Genomic DNA, 16373 nt, shown 5'->3' with positions numbered 1-16373 from the left:
CGAGTTTCGGAAACAGCGCTTGACGAAAACCGCCCCTGGTCATGTCAGGGGCGGTTTTGCACGTTTAGTTGCTGCAGGAGATCTCCGCGTCTAGATCGATGTCCCCGGCTGCGGCTGGGGACTTTCTGTGCGGACGTCTGAAGCAGAAGGGAGACCCGACCAACTAAATCGGGGGTATTTTCCGAACACCCAAAAGCACGCCGCGCCGATGATCGGGAACAGGGCAGACGCAGCCGCGGCTGCGAGGAGACCGGCACCACTTATTGCGAGAACGCTGGCAACGCCGAGCCCCACCACAATGCAAAGCACGCCAATCCCGAGCTTGACGAGGAGTTCGATCCGGCTGTTTGACAGAGCCGCCGCCTGGGCCGCAATCTTCGCCTGGGTCTCGATTGCTCGCCGTCCATCCTTGCTCTGGATCTCTACCAGCTCTTTCTGTCTTGCCCACTCGTCGGTCTTGGCTTTCTGGACCGTCGCTTCGTGTTGTTTGTTGAGCTTCACAGCCAGAGTTTGAAACGATCCATATGCCTTGTAGCTTCCGTCCGCGAACTCCTCCAGAAACCGCGTCGCGAACACCTCGCCCCCCTCTTTAACCCAGACCTCCCATACGACGCTTTCAGCTAGCTGGCTCGGCCCATAGGATTCATAGATCTCATCGCCCTCAAACTCCTCGACGATGGCGGCCTCCACCTCATTCTGCTCCACAACTATCCTCCCAAATAATTCGGACCATTGAAAAAGGAGCCGATTGAGCACTTTTTCCAGGACTACTTCAAGCTGCTGCAAGGACTTATCGACGCGCCGTCCACGCCTGACTGGCGGGATGCTCCAGCTGTTGTATATGGTCGGTTGTTTCTCGTGAGGGGCTGATGAAGATTGCCATTGTTCTCGCCGGCTTGATCGTTGTTGCTGTTGCCGCCGTCGTGGCGATCCAGCCGAGCTTCTTGAGGCCTGCGTCGCTGGCGCTCGTGAAGAAGTCCGACATCCTCGGCTTTTCGCCCGGAATGACCTCCGACGAGACCGACAAGGTCGTCACGCAACGCCGCTACCGCTGCCGCCAGCTTCGCGACTCCTACACCCTCGAATGCGCCGTCGATGGCGCCAAGCTCACGATCGACAGCGACGAAGTTGACGCAAAACATCCCATCTGGCGCGTCAAAGCGGAGTTGATCAGTCCCGGGCCGCAAGAGGCAGCCGTCAAATCGATATCCGACCAGTTCAACGCCCAGCCCACCAGGGACGCCCGCGAGGGCTGGATATGGACCGTCGGCCGCGGGCTGAAGCTGAGCTACGACAGCGCCGCCTTGAAGCTCGTGGACGAGGCCGAGGATATCAGGCGCCGCAAGGAGGAAGCAAAGCGCTAGGGAACTCGCCGCCGAATGCTCTCAGCGCCGAAACCGGTTCAGCGTCCATAGCGGGATCCATGATCCCAGCACCATCAAGACTGCAATGACGGCGACCAGAACATACTTCAGCGGATGTTGTGACGACGCGAGCGAACCTTCGAGGTGAAGGTGCGGGAGCAACTCGTCCATCCCAATTCCGATGAGCGCAACCGCAATCAGCCCGCCAAAGGCAGAGGCGATGATGTTGCCGATCCACCCGATCGCGCCGCGCCCGTTCGACCAGGCCTCGTAGATCGCGACAGTGAGCATCACGACAACAAAGACCAGCATGAAGGTCATCGAGCCGCCGACGCTCGATTTCGGCCCCAAGATTTCCACCAGCAGCATGGCCGCCACCGCGAGCAGCGTGATCGTCTTCATGGCGTCCCCATGGTCAATGAGCGCCCAGCAAATAGACGGCGGCGCCAATCAAGATACAGCCGAGGCCGAAGATCACCGTCGCGATCTCGACGACGTTTTCCAGACCGAGGAATCGGACGACAGCGCTCCATGCGGCAGACAGGAGGATTTCCACGAGCGCGCTGAGCAGGGACTGGAGCATATGGATTAGTCGCCCCTGCCCGCGCCGGGGTTCGGCGGCCGGGCATCAATTCGTTCGTGGGGCCATCCGCCAAACTCTCGTGTCCCGGACGCGCTGCAGCCTAGGCGATGCGTAGCATCGTCCGGCAACGCTGCCGCGCAGAGCCGGGCTCCAGTTGGCGACGCAGGCGGCACCGACAGCGGAGTTCACTCACGCATGTCCCTGGTCGCGAAATGGCATCCAAACGCCACCAGGGCCAGAGTAAACGACGCGCCGAGCAGGATGCGCAGAGCCAATTCCGTCCCTTCGCTCACATACCTGATGTCGTGTCGGTGTGCGTAACGTTCGGGATGTGCGGCATCAGGCGCCTGAGGCGAGCTTGTCAAAAGCACGAGCCACGCGACGGTCCCGCAAATCGCCGCAACCCTCGCAATCCATCCGAGCCTTTGAAGCCAGCGCATCATGCCGCCCTCATCATGGCCTGGATCTCCGCTTCATAGCCGCGCTTCTCAAGTCCTCGGCTCAATCAGCACCTTGAGAGCGCTGAGAATGACGAAAATACCCAGACCGTAGCAGAGTGCATTCACCACCCAGGAAATAGCTATCCCTGCGAAGGTGGAGCCCCCGACCGCTCCCCAGAACAGATACGCCACGCTGATGCCAGGCCACTCCAGCGACAGAAAAGCGAAGTCGGTGAGCGGCTCGATGGCGAGCAGCACCGCCGAGATCAGCGCGCCGATGGCCAGTGCAATGATGAGGTTCGTCTTCACGGAGGGCATCAGAATCCCAACAGCCCGGCGATCACAGGAATGAGGATGTAGGCGGCAAGCCCAAGAAGGCCTCCCACGACAAAGCGCGCCGCGCGGCCGTGAATCCTCGTATCGAGCCACGCACAAACGGCCATCGCAGCCTGCCTCAGCCAGTCGCCAACGAGGCTCCTGACGAGACCAAACAGCAATTCTGCAAAGACAGCGGCCATGGCGTTTAGTCGCCCGGGCTCCGGCGGGGTTCAACTGCCGAGGGCCGAACCATTTCAATCGGCAAGCTTCGAGATGCGGCGCAAGAGCCGTCTTTACGGCGACAGGGCTGGCAACCGCTGCCTTTCGATGCCCGGTTAGTCCGCCGGGACGAAGAGGAGTGTGCCTGCCCGACGCGTTGGCCTCCCGGTATCATTGGTGTGATTGACGCCGTCCATGACGGGAACCTCGGAGAAATCGAACGGGCTGACCCCGTCCAGGCACGCCACGTTGACGGCATAGAGCGTCTGGTCAGATCGTCGCTGATGATGTGTGTATATTCCGCAGCGAGAACAGAAGAAGTGCTGCGCTGATCCGGTGTGGAAGCGGTAGCTTGTGAGCGCAACCTCGCCCTGCAGAATCTTGATCCCACCCATTTCCGCCATGACAACGACGGCGCCTCGCATGCGGCAGTAAGAGCACGTGCAGCGGCGGATCGAATTGAAGCCGTCGCTGAGCGTCACCTCGAAACGCACCGCACCGCAATGGCACTGGCCAGCCCGAACGTTCGTGTCACCCACCATGTCGCCTAAATCTCCTCTTCGGATGTGCGCACCATCATCGTGGTTGCAAGGACTGACGCGCGCCCAAGCCACACTAGCAGACCGCCCCAGCTGTTGTATGGTCGGACGTTTCTCGCGAGGGGTGCGACGCATGGCTCCGCGGCCCCGACGCGTGCCGCGTGCCAAAAGCAATGTTGATCTGCGTCAACGCCACCGACGCATGGTGCAGCGACCTTTTGGATCGGCCTTACCTGGTTCATAGAGGCGCAGCGGCCACCGCTTTTCAATGCTCGCAGCGAGCTTGGGAGTGACCGCCAATGAAGCACTGGTTGCCCGGACTGGACGCTCTCCGTCGATACGAAGCGGCATGGCTTCCGCGCGACATCTTCGCCGGCGTCGTCCTGGCAACAATGCTGGTCCCGGTCGGAATTGCCTATGCGACCGCATCGGGCTTGCCCGGCATCTATGGTTTGTACGCAACGATCGTGCCGCTGCTGGCCTACGCGTTGTTTGGCCCAAGCCGCATTCTCGTCCTGGGCCCGGACTCGGCGCTGGCGGCCATACTGCTGGGCGTCATCGCGCCCCTGGCTCACGGCGATCCCGCACGGGCCGTGACGCTCGCCGGCATGATGGCGATCGTCTCGGGGACGGCTTGTATCCTCGCAGGCGTCGCGCGACTTGGCTTTGTCACCGAGCTTCTGTCCAAGCCGATCCGCTACGGTTACATGAACGGAATTGCCCTGACTGTCTTGATCAGCCAGCTGCCCAAGCTGTTCGGCTTTTCCACCGAGAGCGAGGGACCGCTACGGAGCTTGTGGGAGATCGCCGGCGCCATCCTCGCTGGACGGTCAAACTGGGTCGCGTTCGGAATTGGCTCCGCCACCCTGGCCGTGATCCTGTTGCTCAAGAACAGCAAGCTGCCCGGCATTCTGATAGCCGTCGTCGGCGCGACGATCGTCGTCGGGATGCTCGATCTCGGGACCCGGTATGGCGTCCAGGTCCTGGGTCCGCTTCCGCAGGGGCTGCCGGCTTTCTCCATCCCCTGGATCAGCACCAGCGACATCGTCCCCGTGCTGATCGGCGGTTGCGCGGTCGCGCTGGTTTCGTTTGCCGATACGAGCGTGCTGTCACGCGCCTTCGCCGCGCGCCTGGGGGATCGGGTCGATCCCAATCAGGAGATGGTCGGGCTTGGCGCCGCCAATCTGGCAGCAGGCTTTTTCCAGGGCTTTCCGATCAGCAGCAGCAGCTCGCGCACACCTGTTGCGGAAGCCGCGGGCGCCCGCACCCAGCTCACGAGCGTCACGGGCGCGCTTGCCATCGCCTTGCTTCTGCTGGTGGCACCAAGTCTCCTGCAGCATTTGCCCAATGCCGCCCTCGCCGCCGTCGTGATCGCCGCTGCGATCGGCTTGATCGAAGTCGCCGACCTCCGGCGCATCTATCGCATTCAGCGATGGGAGTTCTGGCTGGCCGTCGTCTGCTTTGTCGGCGTCGCCGTGCTCGGGGTGATTCAGGGAATAGGTCTTGCGATCGCAATCGCGATCGCCGAGTTCCTGTGGGACGGCTGGCGCCCGCACTCGGCCATCCTGGGGCGCGCCCACGGCGTCAAAGGCTATCACGACATCACAAGATATCCGGATGCACGCCGTATCCCCGGGCTGGTGCTGTTCCGGTGGGATGCGCCGCTGTTTTTTGCCAACGCCGAATTCTTCAGGGAACGCGTCCTCGACGCCGTCGCGACATCGCCGACGCCCGTGCGTTGGCTGGTCGTGACCGCCGAACCCGTGACCAGCGTGGACGTCACTGCCTGCGACGTGGTCGCCGAACTGGACCAGGCGCTGCAGGCGCAAGGCATAGAGCTCTGCTTTGCCGAGCTCAAGGATCCCGTGAAGGACAAGCTGAAACGATTTGGCTTGTTCTCGCAGCTCGGCGAGCACTATTTCTTTCCGACAATCGGCGTCGCCGTCTCGCGCTATCTCGAAGTCAACAACGTGGAATGGGAGGACCGGGAGATACCGAGTCTGGAAGCAGTCGCACTCCCCACGACGGCATCCGGTTCAAAGCGGACTTGAATTCATGCGCCGTCGCCATCTCACCTGTCCTGCCGCTGGAGCTGTTGCGTCGCTAGTTTGCGTCGCGAGCCATTTCGCCTCACGTACACGTGCTCTCACCCCCTGCCCCTCGTTCCACTTTCCTGCTATCTCCTTCCCCCGTCGGCCCCGCCGACCCAAAACCCCTCCGACCATTCCAGGGAGCAAGAAACATGCGATACCTCCACACCATGCTGCGCGTGCGCAATCTCGATGTCGCGCTGAAGTTTTACCAGGATGCGCTGGGCTTGAAGGAGGTGCGGCGGATCGAGAACGACAAGGGGCGCTTCACGCTGGTCTTCTTGTGCTCGGCGGACGATCTCGAGGCGCTGAAGAAGCAGCCGCAAACGCGCGGCGCGCCGCTGGTCGAGCTCACCTGGAATTGGGACGAGGAGAAGTACGGCGAGGATCGCTTCTTCGGCCATCTCGCCTATGAGGTCGACGACATCTATGCCACCTGCGAGAAGCTGCAGAAGGCCGGCGTCACCATCAACCGGCCGCCGCGCGACGGCAACATGGCCTTCGTCCGCTCGCCGGATCTGCACTCGATCGAGATCTTGCAGAAGGGCGAGCCGAAGGCACCGCAGGAGCCGTGGTCGTCGATGCCCAATACCGGCCATTGGTAGGCTTAACCCGCAGGAACAAAGCCCGCGCTGCCCGCGTTCTCTCCCTGACAATGCGATTGGAGGAGAACGCGATGGGACGCGGAATTTTGTTGTGGCTGCTGGGTGTGCCGATCCCGGTGATCATTCTGCTGTGGCTGTTCTTCGGCCACTGATCATCAGGCTCAATCTGCCAAGTTGATTTGCCAGGTTCGACTTACGAAGTTTGACTTGCAATGAAAGCTCCGCCCCGGGCGGAGCTTTTTGCATGAGGGACTCAGCGCAATCATGCGTCGCCCGCTGAAGCGAATTCCGCTATCAACCGCGCGCGGTGGCCTGTAGCCAACGAAAACCCGCGGGAGGATTTCATGCCGGAGACCAAGCTGACGATCTGGGGCCGCGCCAACTCGGTCAACGTGCAGAAGGTGCTGTGGTGCCTCGCCGAGCTCGACCTCGCTTATGAGCGCATCGACGCCGGCATGGCGTTCGGCAAGACCCGCGAGGCCGACTATCTCGCGATGAACCCCAATGCGCGGATCCCGACGCTGGTCGAGGGCGACTTCGTGCTGTGGGAGTCCAACTCCATCATGCGCTATCTCTGCCTCGCACATGGCCGCGGCACGCCGATCTATCCTGACGCGCCGAAGCTGCGCACCAGCGTCGACCGCTGGCTCGACTGGACGCTGTCGATGGTGCAGCCGGTCGACCGTCCGGTGTTCTGGGGCATCGTGCGCACGCCGCCGGCCGAGCGCGACATGGTCAAGGTGCAGAAGGATGCCGATGCCGCCGCCGAGGTCTGGGCCATCGCCGACCGCCTGCTCTCGTCGCGGCCATTCATGGACGGCGATGCGTTCACGCTCGCCGACATCGCGATCGGCGCCTATGCGCGGCGCTGGCTCGGCGTCGAGGGCATCACGCGACCCTCGCAGCCGCACCTGGCGCGTTGGCTCGCCGAGCTCGGCAAACGCCCCGGATTTGCGCAATTCGTCGCACCGCCGATGTCGTGAGCGGTGGCGCGGGGTAAGCTGCGCTGAGAGCGCAATGAATCGGCGCTATGGCGCACGTGCCAAGCACCGCGCCGGCACTTGACGGCTACTGTGCATGGGGTTGTTTTCCCAGTTTTTGTTTTTGGGGGCCCTAGCGCCAGCCGCGCTCGACCAGCAGCACGCAGATGATCAGCGCCAGCGTCACGACCGCGGTGGCGAGCTTTGCCGTCCAGCTCAGGCCGCGGCCGACCCACAACAGCAGCGCGCAATACATCACGAAGGGGACGATGATGTCGGGCCGCATGAGATCGGGCGGCATCGGCTTCAGCGCCTGACCGTGGTCTCGACACTGACCGAGCCGCCAACCTTCACGCAGGTGCCGGTGCCCTCGACCATGACGAAGCGCGGGCCATAGGAGGCGCAGGAGCCGGCCTTGGCCGCCCCGCCCGCGCCCTTCAGCGGCAGGGCCTTGCCGGCCTGTGGCCGCTCGGCGGGCGGAAGGCGCAGGGCCTCGGCCCCGGCCGCGGATGGGGCCAGCAACGAGACGAGGATGAGGAGCGGCGCACGCATGCGGGCCGTTCTAGCCCGGACCGGCGCCCCGCGCCATCCGGCTCGCTTCGCCCGCGGGTCAGATGAACTTGACGCCGGCCGATTTGCCGCGGCGCCAGACCACCTGGCAGCTCCGCCCGGTCCGGGCGTCGCGCGCGAACGCCATCCGGATCACGCCCGGGAGCTGGCTCGCGTCCTCGTCCATCGTGATCTTGGCGCCGGTGTCGGAGATGTCCTGGACCAGGCAATGCCGCGCCGCGAACCCGCCGTCGAGCGTGATCCAGGCGTGCTGCGACAGCGATTTGCGGGCTGCGCGCTTCTTGGGCTGTGGCATGGACAAATTTCTCCGGTTCCAGCGCTATCCCAGGGGGCCTAAGAAACCGTTGAAATCGCCTCCCGAATGGTGCCGGGGCCGGCTATCCACCGGTGCCAAAAGACCGTTCCCGAACGGCTTGCCCACGGCCGCAAAGGCCACTATACGTTCGCCCGCTGCCAGCCGCCGGGCCCGACTCGGGCGGCCAGCGGCCGTGCCGCGGAAAGCGGCGGGGCCTTCGTTTGCTCCCTTCGTCTATCGGTTAGGACGCCACCCTTTCACGGTGGAGAGAGCGGTTCGATTCCGCTAGGGAGCGCCATCATCCAAGCCATCGGGTGATGCGGCGATATCCGCCACCCCGCATGAACCTCCCAGCCCCTGACCGCCGACCAATGTCCCGTTGGAACCGGTGCAGGCCATGGCGCAGCAAAAATCCCCCTCGGAAGACCAGTCGCCGGCACCGCCGCCCTGGATGCACCGTACGACGCCCTACGCACCCGACCGGCGCGCAAAGATGCTGGAGCACATGGCACGCGCCCGATCGCTTCCACAGCCTCACGCCGCGAGGGTGCCGGCGCCGGTGCGCACGAGCGGCTTGGACATTCTCGGCGATGCCTTCGGCTACGTGGTCGTGTTCGGTATCGTCGCCCTGCTCTTCCAGTCGCGCGTCCCGCTCTATCTCGGCGGGTTTCTCTTCATCAGCGACGGCGAGCGCGTCGAGCGCGCGCTCGGAACGATCGGCATCCGGCTCGAGCCCGATACGATTGGCCCTGACGTCGTCAAGGGCTTCGCATCCATGTTCGGATGGTTCGCGCTGCTCGCGTCCTTGAAAGGCTCCGCCCCCGCCTGGCTCGCGGCGTGGATGCCGCCGGCGGAGTCATGGTCTTTCATCGCCGGCATCGCAATTGTGTTCGCCATCGTCGAAGCCTTCGCAGCACTGGCGATGCGGCGCGCATTGCCGTGGTTCGGACTTCAGATCAGGCCGGACAGCTTGGGCTGGTCGGCGATCAAGCTCGTCATGGCCGTTGGCGCGCTGGCCTTGCTGGTGATGCTCGGATGACGCGATCGTGAGATCGGAAGCCCATGAAACGCGGCGCTATGTCGCCGGCTCCGATCAGGGCATTTACCAAAAATTTACCCCTGCTATTTGATCGGCGTATCGATTGCTTAGACGTTGCTCGCTACGTGTTTCTACGGAAACCCTCCGAAACACGATTGGCGCCCATGTCCGTCGCAGAGTTCCTCAGGCAGCGTGCAGTGCAGGTCACCGTAAGCGGCAGCTACTCGCTGCCGCGCTGGTACGATTGTGAGGGCAAGCTGCGCACCTTTGCCTGCCGGACCAGCCGTGTCTCGCCGTTCCGCATGATGGTCGACGTGCCTGTCGTCGGAAAGGTCGGCGAGCGCGTGACCTCCTATTTCCAGGACTTTGGCGAATTCCAGTGCACCATCAGCGCGACGCTGAAGGCGGGCTTCCTGATGGAACTCGACATGACGCGGGCACGGCGTGCCTGGATGTCGGAGAAGCTGACCTGGCTGGAGAAGAAGCAGAAGGACGACAGCATTTTGGAGCTGCGCAACGACGCGCGCTTCGTTCCCCAGGTCTCGCACACCTTCCTGACGCTCGCCGACGGCAGCACCCATCCCTGCTTCATCATCGACGTCTCCACGGCCGGCGTCGCGATATCCTGCGAATACAACCCTGAGATCGGAACACCGCTTGCGGTCGGTGCCTGCGTCGGCCGCGTCATTCGCAAATTCGACAACGGCTTTGCGGTCAAGTTCGCCGAGAAGCAGCAGCGGGACGACCTCGTCCGCCTGATCGTCCGTACGCCCATGCTGCAATCGGCCTGAACCGGGCCGGATCAATCTTAACTCTTTCTTAACTAAGGACTGGAGGTGGAGACCCCTGCGCGATAGGGTGTGACCCGGTACGTCCGCAATCACTGCGGGCCCTGAGTTATCGGAAGTACTGGAATGTCCATCGCTGATGCCGGGTTCACGCCGGCAGAGACCACCCGGAACCCTGCAGCTAAGCCACAGCTTCCACCCGGCGTCGTGACCGAAGGACCGCTCGTCCAGGCCAAGCTGCGCGAGAGCTATCTTCTCCTCGGCATTCTCTATGTCGGCGCTGTCGCGGGCATCGTCTGGGCCGTCACCCAGGGCCTCGGCAAGGTCGAGCTGTTTACGTTCGTCTGGATGTTCGCGCTGACGACGTTCGGCATCGGCGCCGGCATGCACCGCCTGTTCGTCCATCGCAGCTTCCGCACCGGCCCGATCATGCGCGTCTTCTTCTGCGCCATCGCCCAGATGGCGGTGCAGGGCTCGATCGCCAAATGGGTCGCCAATCACCGCCGCCACCACCTCTATGCCGATGACGTCGGCGACCCCCACAGCCCGCAATTCGACGGCTTCGGCAATCGCTATGTCAGCGCGCTCAAGGGCTTCCTGCACGCCCAGGGCAGCTGGGTGTTCGACCAGGCGACCACCGACAACGAATACTATGCCAAGGACATCCTCGCTGATCCCATCGCGATGTTCTTCGTGCGCACGCGCTGGGTCTGGTACGGGATGTCGGCGGTCTTCATCCCCGGCGTGATCGGCTACGTCTTCGGCGGCGTGCACACCATGATCGGCTGCGTGCTGTTCTCCGGCCTGCTCCGCGCCTATCTGCTGATCCTCACCAGCCAGCTCACCGGCTCGGTCTGCCACGCCTATGGCTATCGCCGTTTCGAGGTCGACGACGCCTCGACCAACGAGTTCGTGACCACGATCCTCACCTTCGGCGAGGGTCTGCACAACAACCATCACCGCTTCCCGCGGGACGCCTATATCTCGCACGCCTGGTGGGAGATCGATCTCAACGGCCTGATCATTCTGGGCCTGGAGAAGATCGGCCTCGTCCACGACGTCTTCCACGCCTCGCACCGTCAGCTGGAGCGGGCGGCCGAAGCGCAGGCGGCCCCGACAGCGCGCTAACCGGCCGGCGGCGACCGCGCTGCGGTCGTCCTGCCTCCGCGCCGCTGCCCTATCGCGGCCCCAATGCGGGATCAGTTTTTGACGGTCCGTGCCTCATGCCGGACGTCATTTGCGGACTTGCGATCGGGGGACCGTATGGCAGTCAACAAGATCACCTGGGACAGGGTTGGCCGGGTCACCGAGCCCGGACGCTACATGTACACGTTCGGCTGGCTGACGATTACGGCTGGCGATCTCGATATCTGGAAGCAGTACCCGCGGGCCGCGTTCACGCTGCTCGCGCACCATTCCGAGCCGGCCGAAGCGGTCGGCGAGGAATACCATCTCGGCGCCTTCGACATCGCGCCCGACGCGCCGCCGTTCACCACGCATTGAACGGGCCGGAGGCGCGGGCCCGGATCGCCTTGCCGGGGCCGGGATACGAGCCGGGGCAAGCGGCGCTTCGCGGCAGGCGCGGCTACGCGCGGCGCGGGGAACACATGGCATGCTCGTTGCTTAATCCACACCATGATCCACATCCCTGCCGTCGACCAGGCCTTCCTGCTGCTGCTCATCGTCCTCGTCCTTGGCACGTGCCTCGTGCGCGCCTTCTGGGAGCTGGAGCAGGTGCGGGCCCGCCGGATCGCATCGGCGCCCCGCGGCCGCACAACGAAGCGTGAATAGGCCGGCTCGCACTGCCGCGCATTGTCCGGACGGGAGCGATCCCGCCTCTGGACTCGCTGCTCCCACACGTGCATCGTGAATCGAAGAAACCTGCGCATTACCTTGATCTGACTTACCAATCGCGATCCGATGGCGTCCGCGCGACCGCTGCCATGGATGGCGAAGTGGTCCTGTCATGCAGTTGATTGTGCTCGTCTTCTAAACGTTTGGCGGCGGTGATGAACGCAAGCTGTCACGCTTGTTAAGCGACACGACAGCAAGCGCATGGCACATGGTCGCATCGGTGGACGTAGATTAGCGGATCAAGGGAACCTATTTTCGGCGCCGATGTATTTGATTGAAGCCTTACCCACCGTCATCGGAACTGCCGCCATCGCACCGGCGCTGCTGATGCTATGGCTCGTCATTGCCGCTGAGGAGCGCCCGGGACCCCCGGCCCAGGTCTGGACTGCGTTCCTGCTCGGCGCGGCCAGCATTTCGCTGCTGGGCCTTGCCCGCGCTCCGTTCACCAAGATGGTTGCAGCCCCTGACGACCCCTGGGCGGCGCTCGCCATGCATTCGGTCTTCGGCGTCGCCCTGCCCGAGGAAGCCGTCAAGGTGATCGCCATCGTGCTGGTCTCCTCGACCAAGCGGCGGACCTTCGCCAACCCGATGGACACCGTGGTCTATGGCGCCGCCGTCGGCCTCGGCTTCGCCGCCTACGAGAACCTCGCCTATCTCGTACAGCACGCCGAGATGTGGCGCTCGCTGGCCGCCTTGCGCAGCGTGCTGACCGTGCCGTTCCACGGCGCGCTCGGCATCATCGCCGGCGCGTATCTGACGATCGCCCGCGCCGGCACGGCGCTGGGTGCGAACCGCCACCACCGCGACTGGGCTCGCCTGTCTAGCCGCCTGTTGATCTTCGCAGGCCCGGTTGCGCTGCATTCGGCGTTCGACTTCCCGCTGCTCACCCTCCAGCGGATGCCGGATCTCGATCCCAGCTTGCGGATGTGGCTGGGCGCAGCCAGCCTGCTGATCGGCTTCAGCTCGATTGCCTTCGCCATCCGCCTGGTGCGACGGGTCGCGCGCCATCACGCGCCGCGGACCGATATCGCGCGCGAACGGCTCAGCCAGCTGCGCCGGATGTGGGCGCTGCTGCTTGCCGGCGGCGGCGTCGGCTTTCTCGGCCTCGCTTTCGTGCTGACCTCGATCCATCACTGGCTGATCAATCCCGAGCGCAATCTGACGCTGGCGCTGATCCCGATCGGCTTCGTCTCGATCCTGCTCGGCCTTGCGCTTCTGATCGTCACGATCGCGATCTACATTCTCGGCCGTAACCGCGTTCGCACCAGTGGCGAAGGTTTTTCGTCTGCGCACGGCGGCGGCCAGCTAGCGGACTCATAAAGACGCAGCCATAGTCTGATATTCACCGGGATTCGCCGAACGTTACCCGGTAGATTCCCCAGTAAGTGACGCCGACAAAGCCTCCGCCGCCAACGATGTTGCCCAGCGTCACCGGCACGAGGTTATGGACGATGCCCGATATTGTGATGAGCGATGCATCGAAGTTCGCGGGCGCATGACCGGTCTGGACCAGCAACCAGGCCAACGGCAGGAAGTACATGTTGGCCACGCAATGCTCGAATCCGGCGGCAATGAATGCCGAGATCGGCAATACGACGGCAACCATCTTGTCGGTGACCGATCGGCCCGCGTAGGCGAGCCAGACGGCCGCGCACACCAGCACATTGCACAGGATCCCCTTGACGAACAGCGTCAGCATGTCCGGGCGAATTTTTCCGACCGCCGTGTTCAGGACGGACAAGCCAACGCGGCCGTCATTCATGTCCAGATGATGTGAGAGAAAGATCAGCAGCACGAGCCCAAGCGCGCCGAGCAAGTTGCCGAACCAGACGACGGTCCAGTTACGCAACATCGTGACGGTGGACACCCTGCCGCTGGCCCAGGCCATCACGATCAGATTGTTGCCGGTGAACAGCTCGGCGCCGCCGACCAGAACCAGCGCCAATCCCAGGCTGAAGACAAGCCCTCCGACCACCCGCACGGTGGCGAAGCTAAACGTGGGGTCGCTGGCAACGATGGTGTAGTAGACCGCGCCAAAACCGATGCCGCCGCCGGCCACGACCGCCAGCATGAAGGAGGTCAGAAAGGGCAGATTGGCTTTCTTCACGCCAACCTTTTCGACGGCTTCCTTTATCTCGGCAGGGCTGTAGGCCTGCAGATTGAAGATCGGCGTCTGTGACGCGGGCGGCGGCTCGTCCATCCTGATATTCCCCGGGATCCGTCGTCACCCGCCCGCGCTGCTGCCCAACGTCAGGAGACCGACAATCTGCACGGCGATCACCTTCACCAGCGTCATCGACGGGAAGATCATGGCGTAGCCGATGTCGGGCCGCTCCGTTGGTGCCATCTTGGTCGAGTAGACCAGAATGGCGGGGTTGCCGGTCGCGCCCGATGCGACGCCGACGAGATCGTCATACGGGATGCGCATCATGTAGTGGCCGACCAGCAGCACGATCGCCACCGTGGAGAGCAGCACAGCAGCGCCGATGAACAGCATGGTGAAACCGGATTCGGCAACGGTGCGGACAAATGGTTGCCCAGCGTTGACACCGACGGTCGCCAGAAACATCGCAAGGCCGAAGTTTCGAAGGACGATGTTCGCCGGTAGCGGCATGGTCCAGAGCATCGGTCCGGTGCGGCGCAGCTTGCCGAGAATGAGGGCCACGATCAGCGGCCCGCCGCCAATACCCAGCGTGACAATGCCGACGCCCGGGATCGGAATCGGGATCAAGCCAAGCAGCACGCCCATCACCATGCCGAGCCCCAGCGACACATAGCTGAACTCGGCGGTCGCTTTGACGGTATCGCCAAAGTGCTTGCGGATCTCCTCCTTGCGTTCCGGCGGCATGAGAACCCCGACGCGGTCGCCAAATTCCAGCATCAGGTCCGGTGAAGGCACGAGGTCGGCGTCGTAGCGCCGCACATGCAGCAGATGCGCCGGAAAGCCTGAGGGCATCGGCAGGCTGCCAAGCGGAATGCCCACGACGCCGGCCTTGCCGACAAAGACGCGGATGTAGTCGAGGTCGGCGCGGTCGCTGGCCAGCCGGCCGGGTGCCAGCTCGCCGAGTTTCGCCGCAGCGCCAGAAAGTGCCTCCTGGCTGTCGGCGACTACCAGCACGGCGTCGCCTGCAGACAGAATCGTACCTTCCGTTGGAACGATGTTCTGGCCGGACTTGCGGACCATCGTCACTTGTACGTCGCCAAGGACTTTCTTGTTCAAATCTCCCAGCGTGTGGCCGGCAAAGCTCGTGCCGACGGAAATCTCACCCATGTGAAAGCGCTGGGCTTTCGCCGGAAATTTCGGCTTCACAATCCGGGTCATGAAGTAGATGCAAAGGATCGGGCCGATCACGCCGAAGGGATAGGCGATCGAGTAGCCGATCGACGGGTCCTTGCTCTTGGTGACGTCAAGCGCGGCCTGCAGGGTTGCCGTGCTGGTCATGGACCCCGCGTAGAGCCCAAGCGTATGGCCAATCTTGATGTTGAACATCTGCCCCAGGCCGAGCGCCACGGCTAGACCGACAAGGCACGCGATCAGCGCCAGCAGGTTGTATTTCTGGCCCGCACCGACCATGCCCTCGAAGAATTGCTTGCCGTAGAGAATTCCGATTCCGTACAGGAACATGATCAAGCCGGTGAGACCGATCGGGCCGATGATCTGTGCCTTCGGGGCAAAAGCGCCGATCGCGAGCCCCACAAAGAGCACGGCGCCCACGCCAAGCGAAAAGCCGAAGATGTTGATCTGGCCGACCAGATAGCCGACGCCGATGGCTAGAAACGCCGTCAGGATCGGCTGGCTGCCGATGATATCGCGAGCAACGTCCAGCATTGTCCCCTCCAGGTATTCCAAAGCTCTCAGCGGGCGTTGCAGCCCGCGTCGCGAAACTGGCGGATAACCCTGTTGATCAGCTCCCGCGTAGGCGGCGGCGTGTCCAAGTGCTTGTAGTCGAGGCCCATCGCCTTCCACTTGAACTCGCCCATTTGGTGGAAGGGCTGCACTTCGACCCATTCGACGTTCTTCATAGGCGCCACGAATTTTGCGATCCCCTCGACATTCGCCGGGTCATCCGTAAAGCCGGGCACGAGGGTGAAGCGCACCCAGGTCGGTTTGCCGATCGTTGCCAGGCGTTCGGCAAAACGCAGCGTCGGCGCGATTTCGCGCCCGGTTACCTTGCGGTAGGTGTCCGGGTCGGAACTCTTGATGTCGAGCAGCACGAGGTCGAGAGCATTCAGGAACCGCTCGTCGACGCGATCGCCAAGGAATCCGGAGGTTTCGATGGCCGTGTGCAGGCCCATCGCCTTGGCGCCTTCGAAGATTCGCTTGACGAAGGCGAGCTGCACCATCGCTTCGCCGCCCGATATCGTCAGGCCTCCACCGAGGTCACGCAGCGAGGGAGCGAAATCACCGAGGCGTCTCAGCACCTGTTCGGCCGAAACATAGGTTCCGTCCTTGAGGTGCCACGTATCCGGGTTGTGACAATAGGTGCAGCGGAGCAGGCAGCCTGAAACGAATAGAACGACACGCAGGCCCGGGCCATCGTACCGGGACGACGATTCGTATGAGTGGCAGTAGCCGAACGCGCCTTCCTCGTCCTTGAACTTGTCCTCGTCGGGCGCATCGGGAGATGCACCCGTTCGGAGGTCGTGCCGGCTGCCGGGTTCAAGTGGCTGCACCGTCGACATTGCATT

22 protein-coding genes and 1 tRNA gene are annotated in these 16373 nt (G+C 63.4%); 12 read left to right on the top strand and 11 right to left on the bottom strand.

Annotated features, from left to right (window positions below; genetic code table 11):
• Positions 1-90: 90 nt before the first annotated feature.
• Positions 91-786 carry a hypothetical protein gene (locus NLM15_RS21615; RefSeq protein WP_254119218.1) on the bottom strand — a complete coding sequence of 232 codons (696 nt, stop codon included), beginning with the start codon at positions 784-786 and terminating at the stop codon, positions 91-93.
• 83 nt (positions 787-869) lie between these two features.
• Here NLM15_RS21615 and NLM15_RS21610 point away from each other — a divergent pair, with 83 nt between their 5' ends.
• Positions 870-1364, top strand: a complete 495-nt coding sequence (locus NLM15_RS21610; protein ID WP_254119216.1) for a hypothetical protein — start codon at positions 870-872, stop codon at positions 1362-1364.
• 21 nt (positions 1365-1385) lie between these two features.
• Here the strand turns inward: NLM15_RS21610 and NLM15_RS21605 are convergent, their stop codons facing one another.
• Positions 1386-1685: a hypothetical protein gene (locus NLM15_RS21605; protein WP_254119215.1), complete on the bottom strand. Its 300-nt coding sequence runs from the start codon at positions 1683-1685 to the stop codon at positions 1386-1388.
• Here NLM15_RS21605 and NLM15_RS21600 point away from each other — a divergent pair.
• Positions 1675-1956, top strand: a complete 282-nt coding sequence (locus NLM15_RS21600; RefSeq protein ID WP_254119213.1) for a hypothetical protein — start codon at positions 1675-1677, stop codon at positions 1954-1956. The two genes, NLM15_RS21605 and NLM15_RS21600, sit on opposite strands and share 11 nt — an antisense overlap.
• Before the next feature lie 479 nt (positions 1957-2435).
• Here the strand turns inward: NLM15_RS21600 and NLM15_RS21595 are convergent, their stop codons facing one another.
• The 3 genes from NLM15_RS21595 to NLM15_RS21585 form a co-directional block, all read right to left on the bottom strand.
• Positions 2436-2705, bottom strand: coding sequence for a hypothetical protein (locus NLM15_RS21595; protein ID WP_254119211.1), 270 nt, complete (start codon positions 2703-2705; stop codon positions 2436-2438).
• Entirely contained in the window at positions 2705-2905 is a 201-nt protein-coding gene (locus tag NLM15_RS21590; protein WP_254119209.1) for a hypothetical protein, read from the bottom strand. Before NLM15_RS21590 ends, NLM15_RS21595 begins: the two co-directional genes overlap by 1 nt.
• A gap of 135 nt (positions 2906-3040) precedes the next feature.
• Positions 3041-3466 (bottom strand): GFA family protein, encoded by a 426-nt coding sequence (locus tag NLM15_RS21585; protein ID WP_254119208.1) that lies wholly within the window; start codon positions 3464-3466, stop codon positions 3041-3043.
• A 296-nt stretch (positions 3467-3762) separates the two neighbouring features.
• Here NLM15_RS21585 and NLM15_RS21580 point away from each other — a divergent pair, with 296 nt between their 5' ends.
• From NLM15_RS21580 to NLM15_RS21570, 3 genes are all read left to right on the top strand, one after another.
• Complete coding sequence (locus NLM15_RS21580; RefSeq protein WP_254119206.1) at positions 3763-5514, top strand: SulP family inorganic anion transporter; 1752 nt, start codon at positions 3763-3765, stop codon at positions 5512-5514.
• A gap of 191 nt (positions 5515-5705) precedes the next feature.
• On the top strand, positions 5706-6158 hold the full coding sequence (locus NLM15_RS21575; protein WP_254119204.1) for a VOC family protein: 453 nt from the start codon (positions 5706-5708) through the stop codon (positions 6156-6158).
• Between the two features lie 344 nt (positions 6159-6502).
• The gene (locus tag NLM15_RS21570) at positions 6503-7141 is read left to right on the top strand and encodes a glutathione S-transferase family protein (RefSeq protein WP_254119203.1); all 639 of its coding nucleotides are present in this window, start codon (positions 6503-6505) and stop codon (positions 7139-7141) included.
• A gap of 130 nt (positions 7142-7271) precedes the next feature.
• Here the strand turns inward: NLM15_RS21570 and NLM15_RS21565 are convergent, their stop codons facing one another.
• The 3 genes from NLM15_RS21565 to NLM15_RS21555 are packed head-to-tail and all read right to left on the bottom strand — an operon-like array spanning position 7272 to position 8003.
• Positions 7272-7439, bottom strand: coding sequence for a hypothetical protein (locus NLM15_RS21565; RefSeq protein ID WP_254119201.1), 168 nt, complete (start codon positions 7437-7439; stop codon positions 7272-7274).
• A gap of 5 nt (positions 7440-7444) precedes the next feature.
• Complete coding sequence (locus NLM15_RS21560) at positions 7445-7690, bottom strand: hypothetical protein (RefSeq protein WP_254119199.1); 246 nt, start codon at positions 7688-7690, stop codon at positions 7445-7447.
• Positions 7691-7748: 58 nt separating this feature from the next.
• Positions 7749-8003 carry a PilZ domain-containing protein gene (locus NLM15_RS21555; RefSeq protein WP_254119198.1) on the bottom strand — a complete coding sequence of 85 codons (255 nt, stop codon included), beginning with the start codon at positions 8001-8003 and terminating at the stop codon, positions 7749-7751.
• A gap of 223 nt (positions 8004-8226) precedes the next feature.
• On the opposite strand from NLM15_RS21555, the gene NLM15_RS21550 reads away from it, so the two are divergent.
• From NLM15_RS21550 to NLM15_RS21520, 7 genes are all read left to right on the top strand, one after another.
• A tRNA-Glu gene (locus NLM15_RS21550) sits at positions 8227-8301 on the top strand.
• 99 nt (positions 8302-8400) lie between these two features.
• The gene (locus NLM15_RS21545) at positions 8401-9042 is read left to right on the top strand and encodes a hypothetical protein (RefSeq protein WP_254119196.1); all 642 of its coding nucleotides are present in this window, start codon (positions 8401-8403) and stop codon (positions 9040-9042) included.
• A gap of 164 nt (positions 9043-9206) precedes the next feature.
• Positions 9207-9833: a PilZ domain-containing protein gene (locus NLM15_RS21540; RefSeq protein ID WP_254119194.1), complete on the top strand. Its 627-nt coding sequence runs from the start codon at positions 9207-9209 to the stop codon at positions 9831-9833.
• A 123-nt stretch (positions 9834-9956) separates the two neighbouring features.
• On the top strand, positions 9957-10958 hold the full coding sequence (locus NLM15_RS21535) for an acyl-CoA desaturase (protein ID WP_254119192.1): 1002 nt from the start codon (positions 9957-9959) through the stop codon (positions 10956-10958).
• A 135-nt stretch (positions 10959-11093) separates the two neighbouring features.
• Positions 11094-11333, top strand: coding sequence for a hypothetical protein (locus tag NLM15_RS21530; protein ID WP_254119190.1), 240 nt, complete (start codon positions 11094-11096; stop codon positions 11331-11333).
• Positions 11334-11465: 132 nt separating this feature from the next.
• Positions 11466-11621 carry a hypothetical protein gene (locus NLM15_RS21525; RefSeq protein ID WP_254119189.1) on the top strand — a complete coding sequence of 52 codons (156 nt, stop codon included), beginning with the start codon at positions 11466-11468 and terminating at the stop codon, positions 11619-11621.
• A gap of 327 nt (positions 11622-11948) precedes the next feature.
• The gene (locus NLM15_RS21520) at positions 11949-13004 is read left to right on the top strand and encodes a PrsW family intramembrane metalloprotease (RefSeq protein ID WP_254119187.1); all 1056 of its coding nucleotides are present in this window, start codon (positions 11949-11951) and stop codon (positions 13002-13004) included.
• Between the two features lie 22 nt (positions 13005-13026).
• On the opposite strand, the gene NLM15_RS21515 is transcribed toward NLM15_RS21520, so the two are convergent.
• Genes NLM15_RS21515 through pflA form a run of 3 tightly spaced genes read right to left on the bottom strand, consistent with a single transcriptional unit; the run spans position 13027 to position 16367 of the window.
• Positions 13027-13884 (bottom strand): formate/nitrite transporter family protein, encoded by an 858-nt coding sequence (locus NLM15_RS21515; protein WP_254119185.1) that lies wholly within the window; start codon positions 13882-13884, stop codon positions 13027-13029.
• 24 nt (positions 13885-13908) lie between these two features.
• Positions 13909-15651, bottom strand: coding sequence for a TrkA C-terminal domain-containing protein (locus NLM15_RS21510; protein WP_254119183.1), 1743 nt, complete (start codon positions 15649-15651; stop codon positions 13909-13911).
• On the bottom strand, positions 15540-16367 hold the full coding sequence (pflA, locus tag NLM15_RS21505; RefSeq protein ID WP_254119181.1) for a pyruvate formate-lyase-activating protein: 828 nt from the start codon (positions 16365-16367) through the stop codon (positions 15540-15542). Before pflA ends, NLM15_RS21510 begins: the two co-directional genes overlap by 112 nt.
• Between the last annotated feature and the right edge of the window lie 6 nt (positions 16368-16373).

The sequence above is a fragment of the Bradyrhizobium sp. CCGB20 genome (assembly GCF_024199855.1).
Taxonomy (GTDB): domain Bacteria; phylum Pseudomonadota; class Alphaproteobacteria; order Rhizobiales; family Xanthobacteraceae; genus Bradyrhizobium.
Note: the sequence above shows the minus strand (reverse complement) of the source record. Positions and strands in the feature narration are given on the sequence as shown.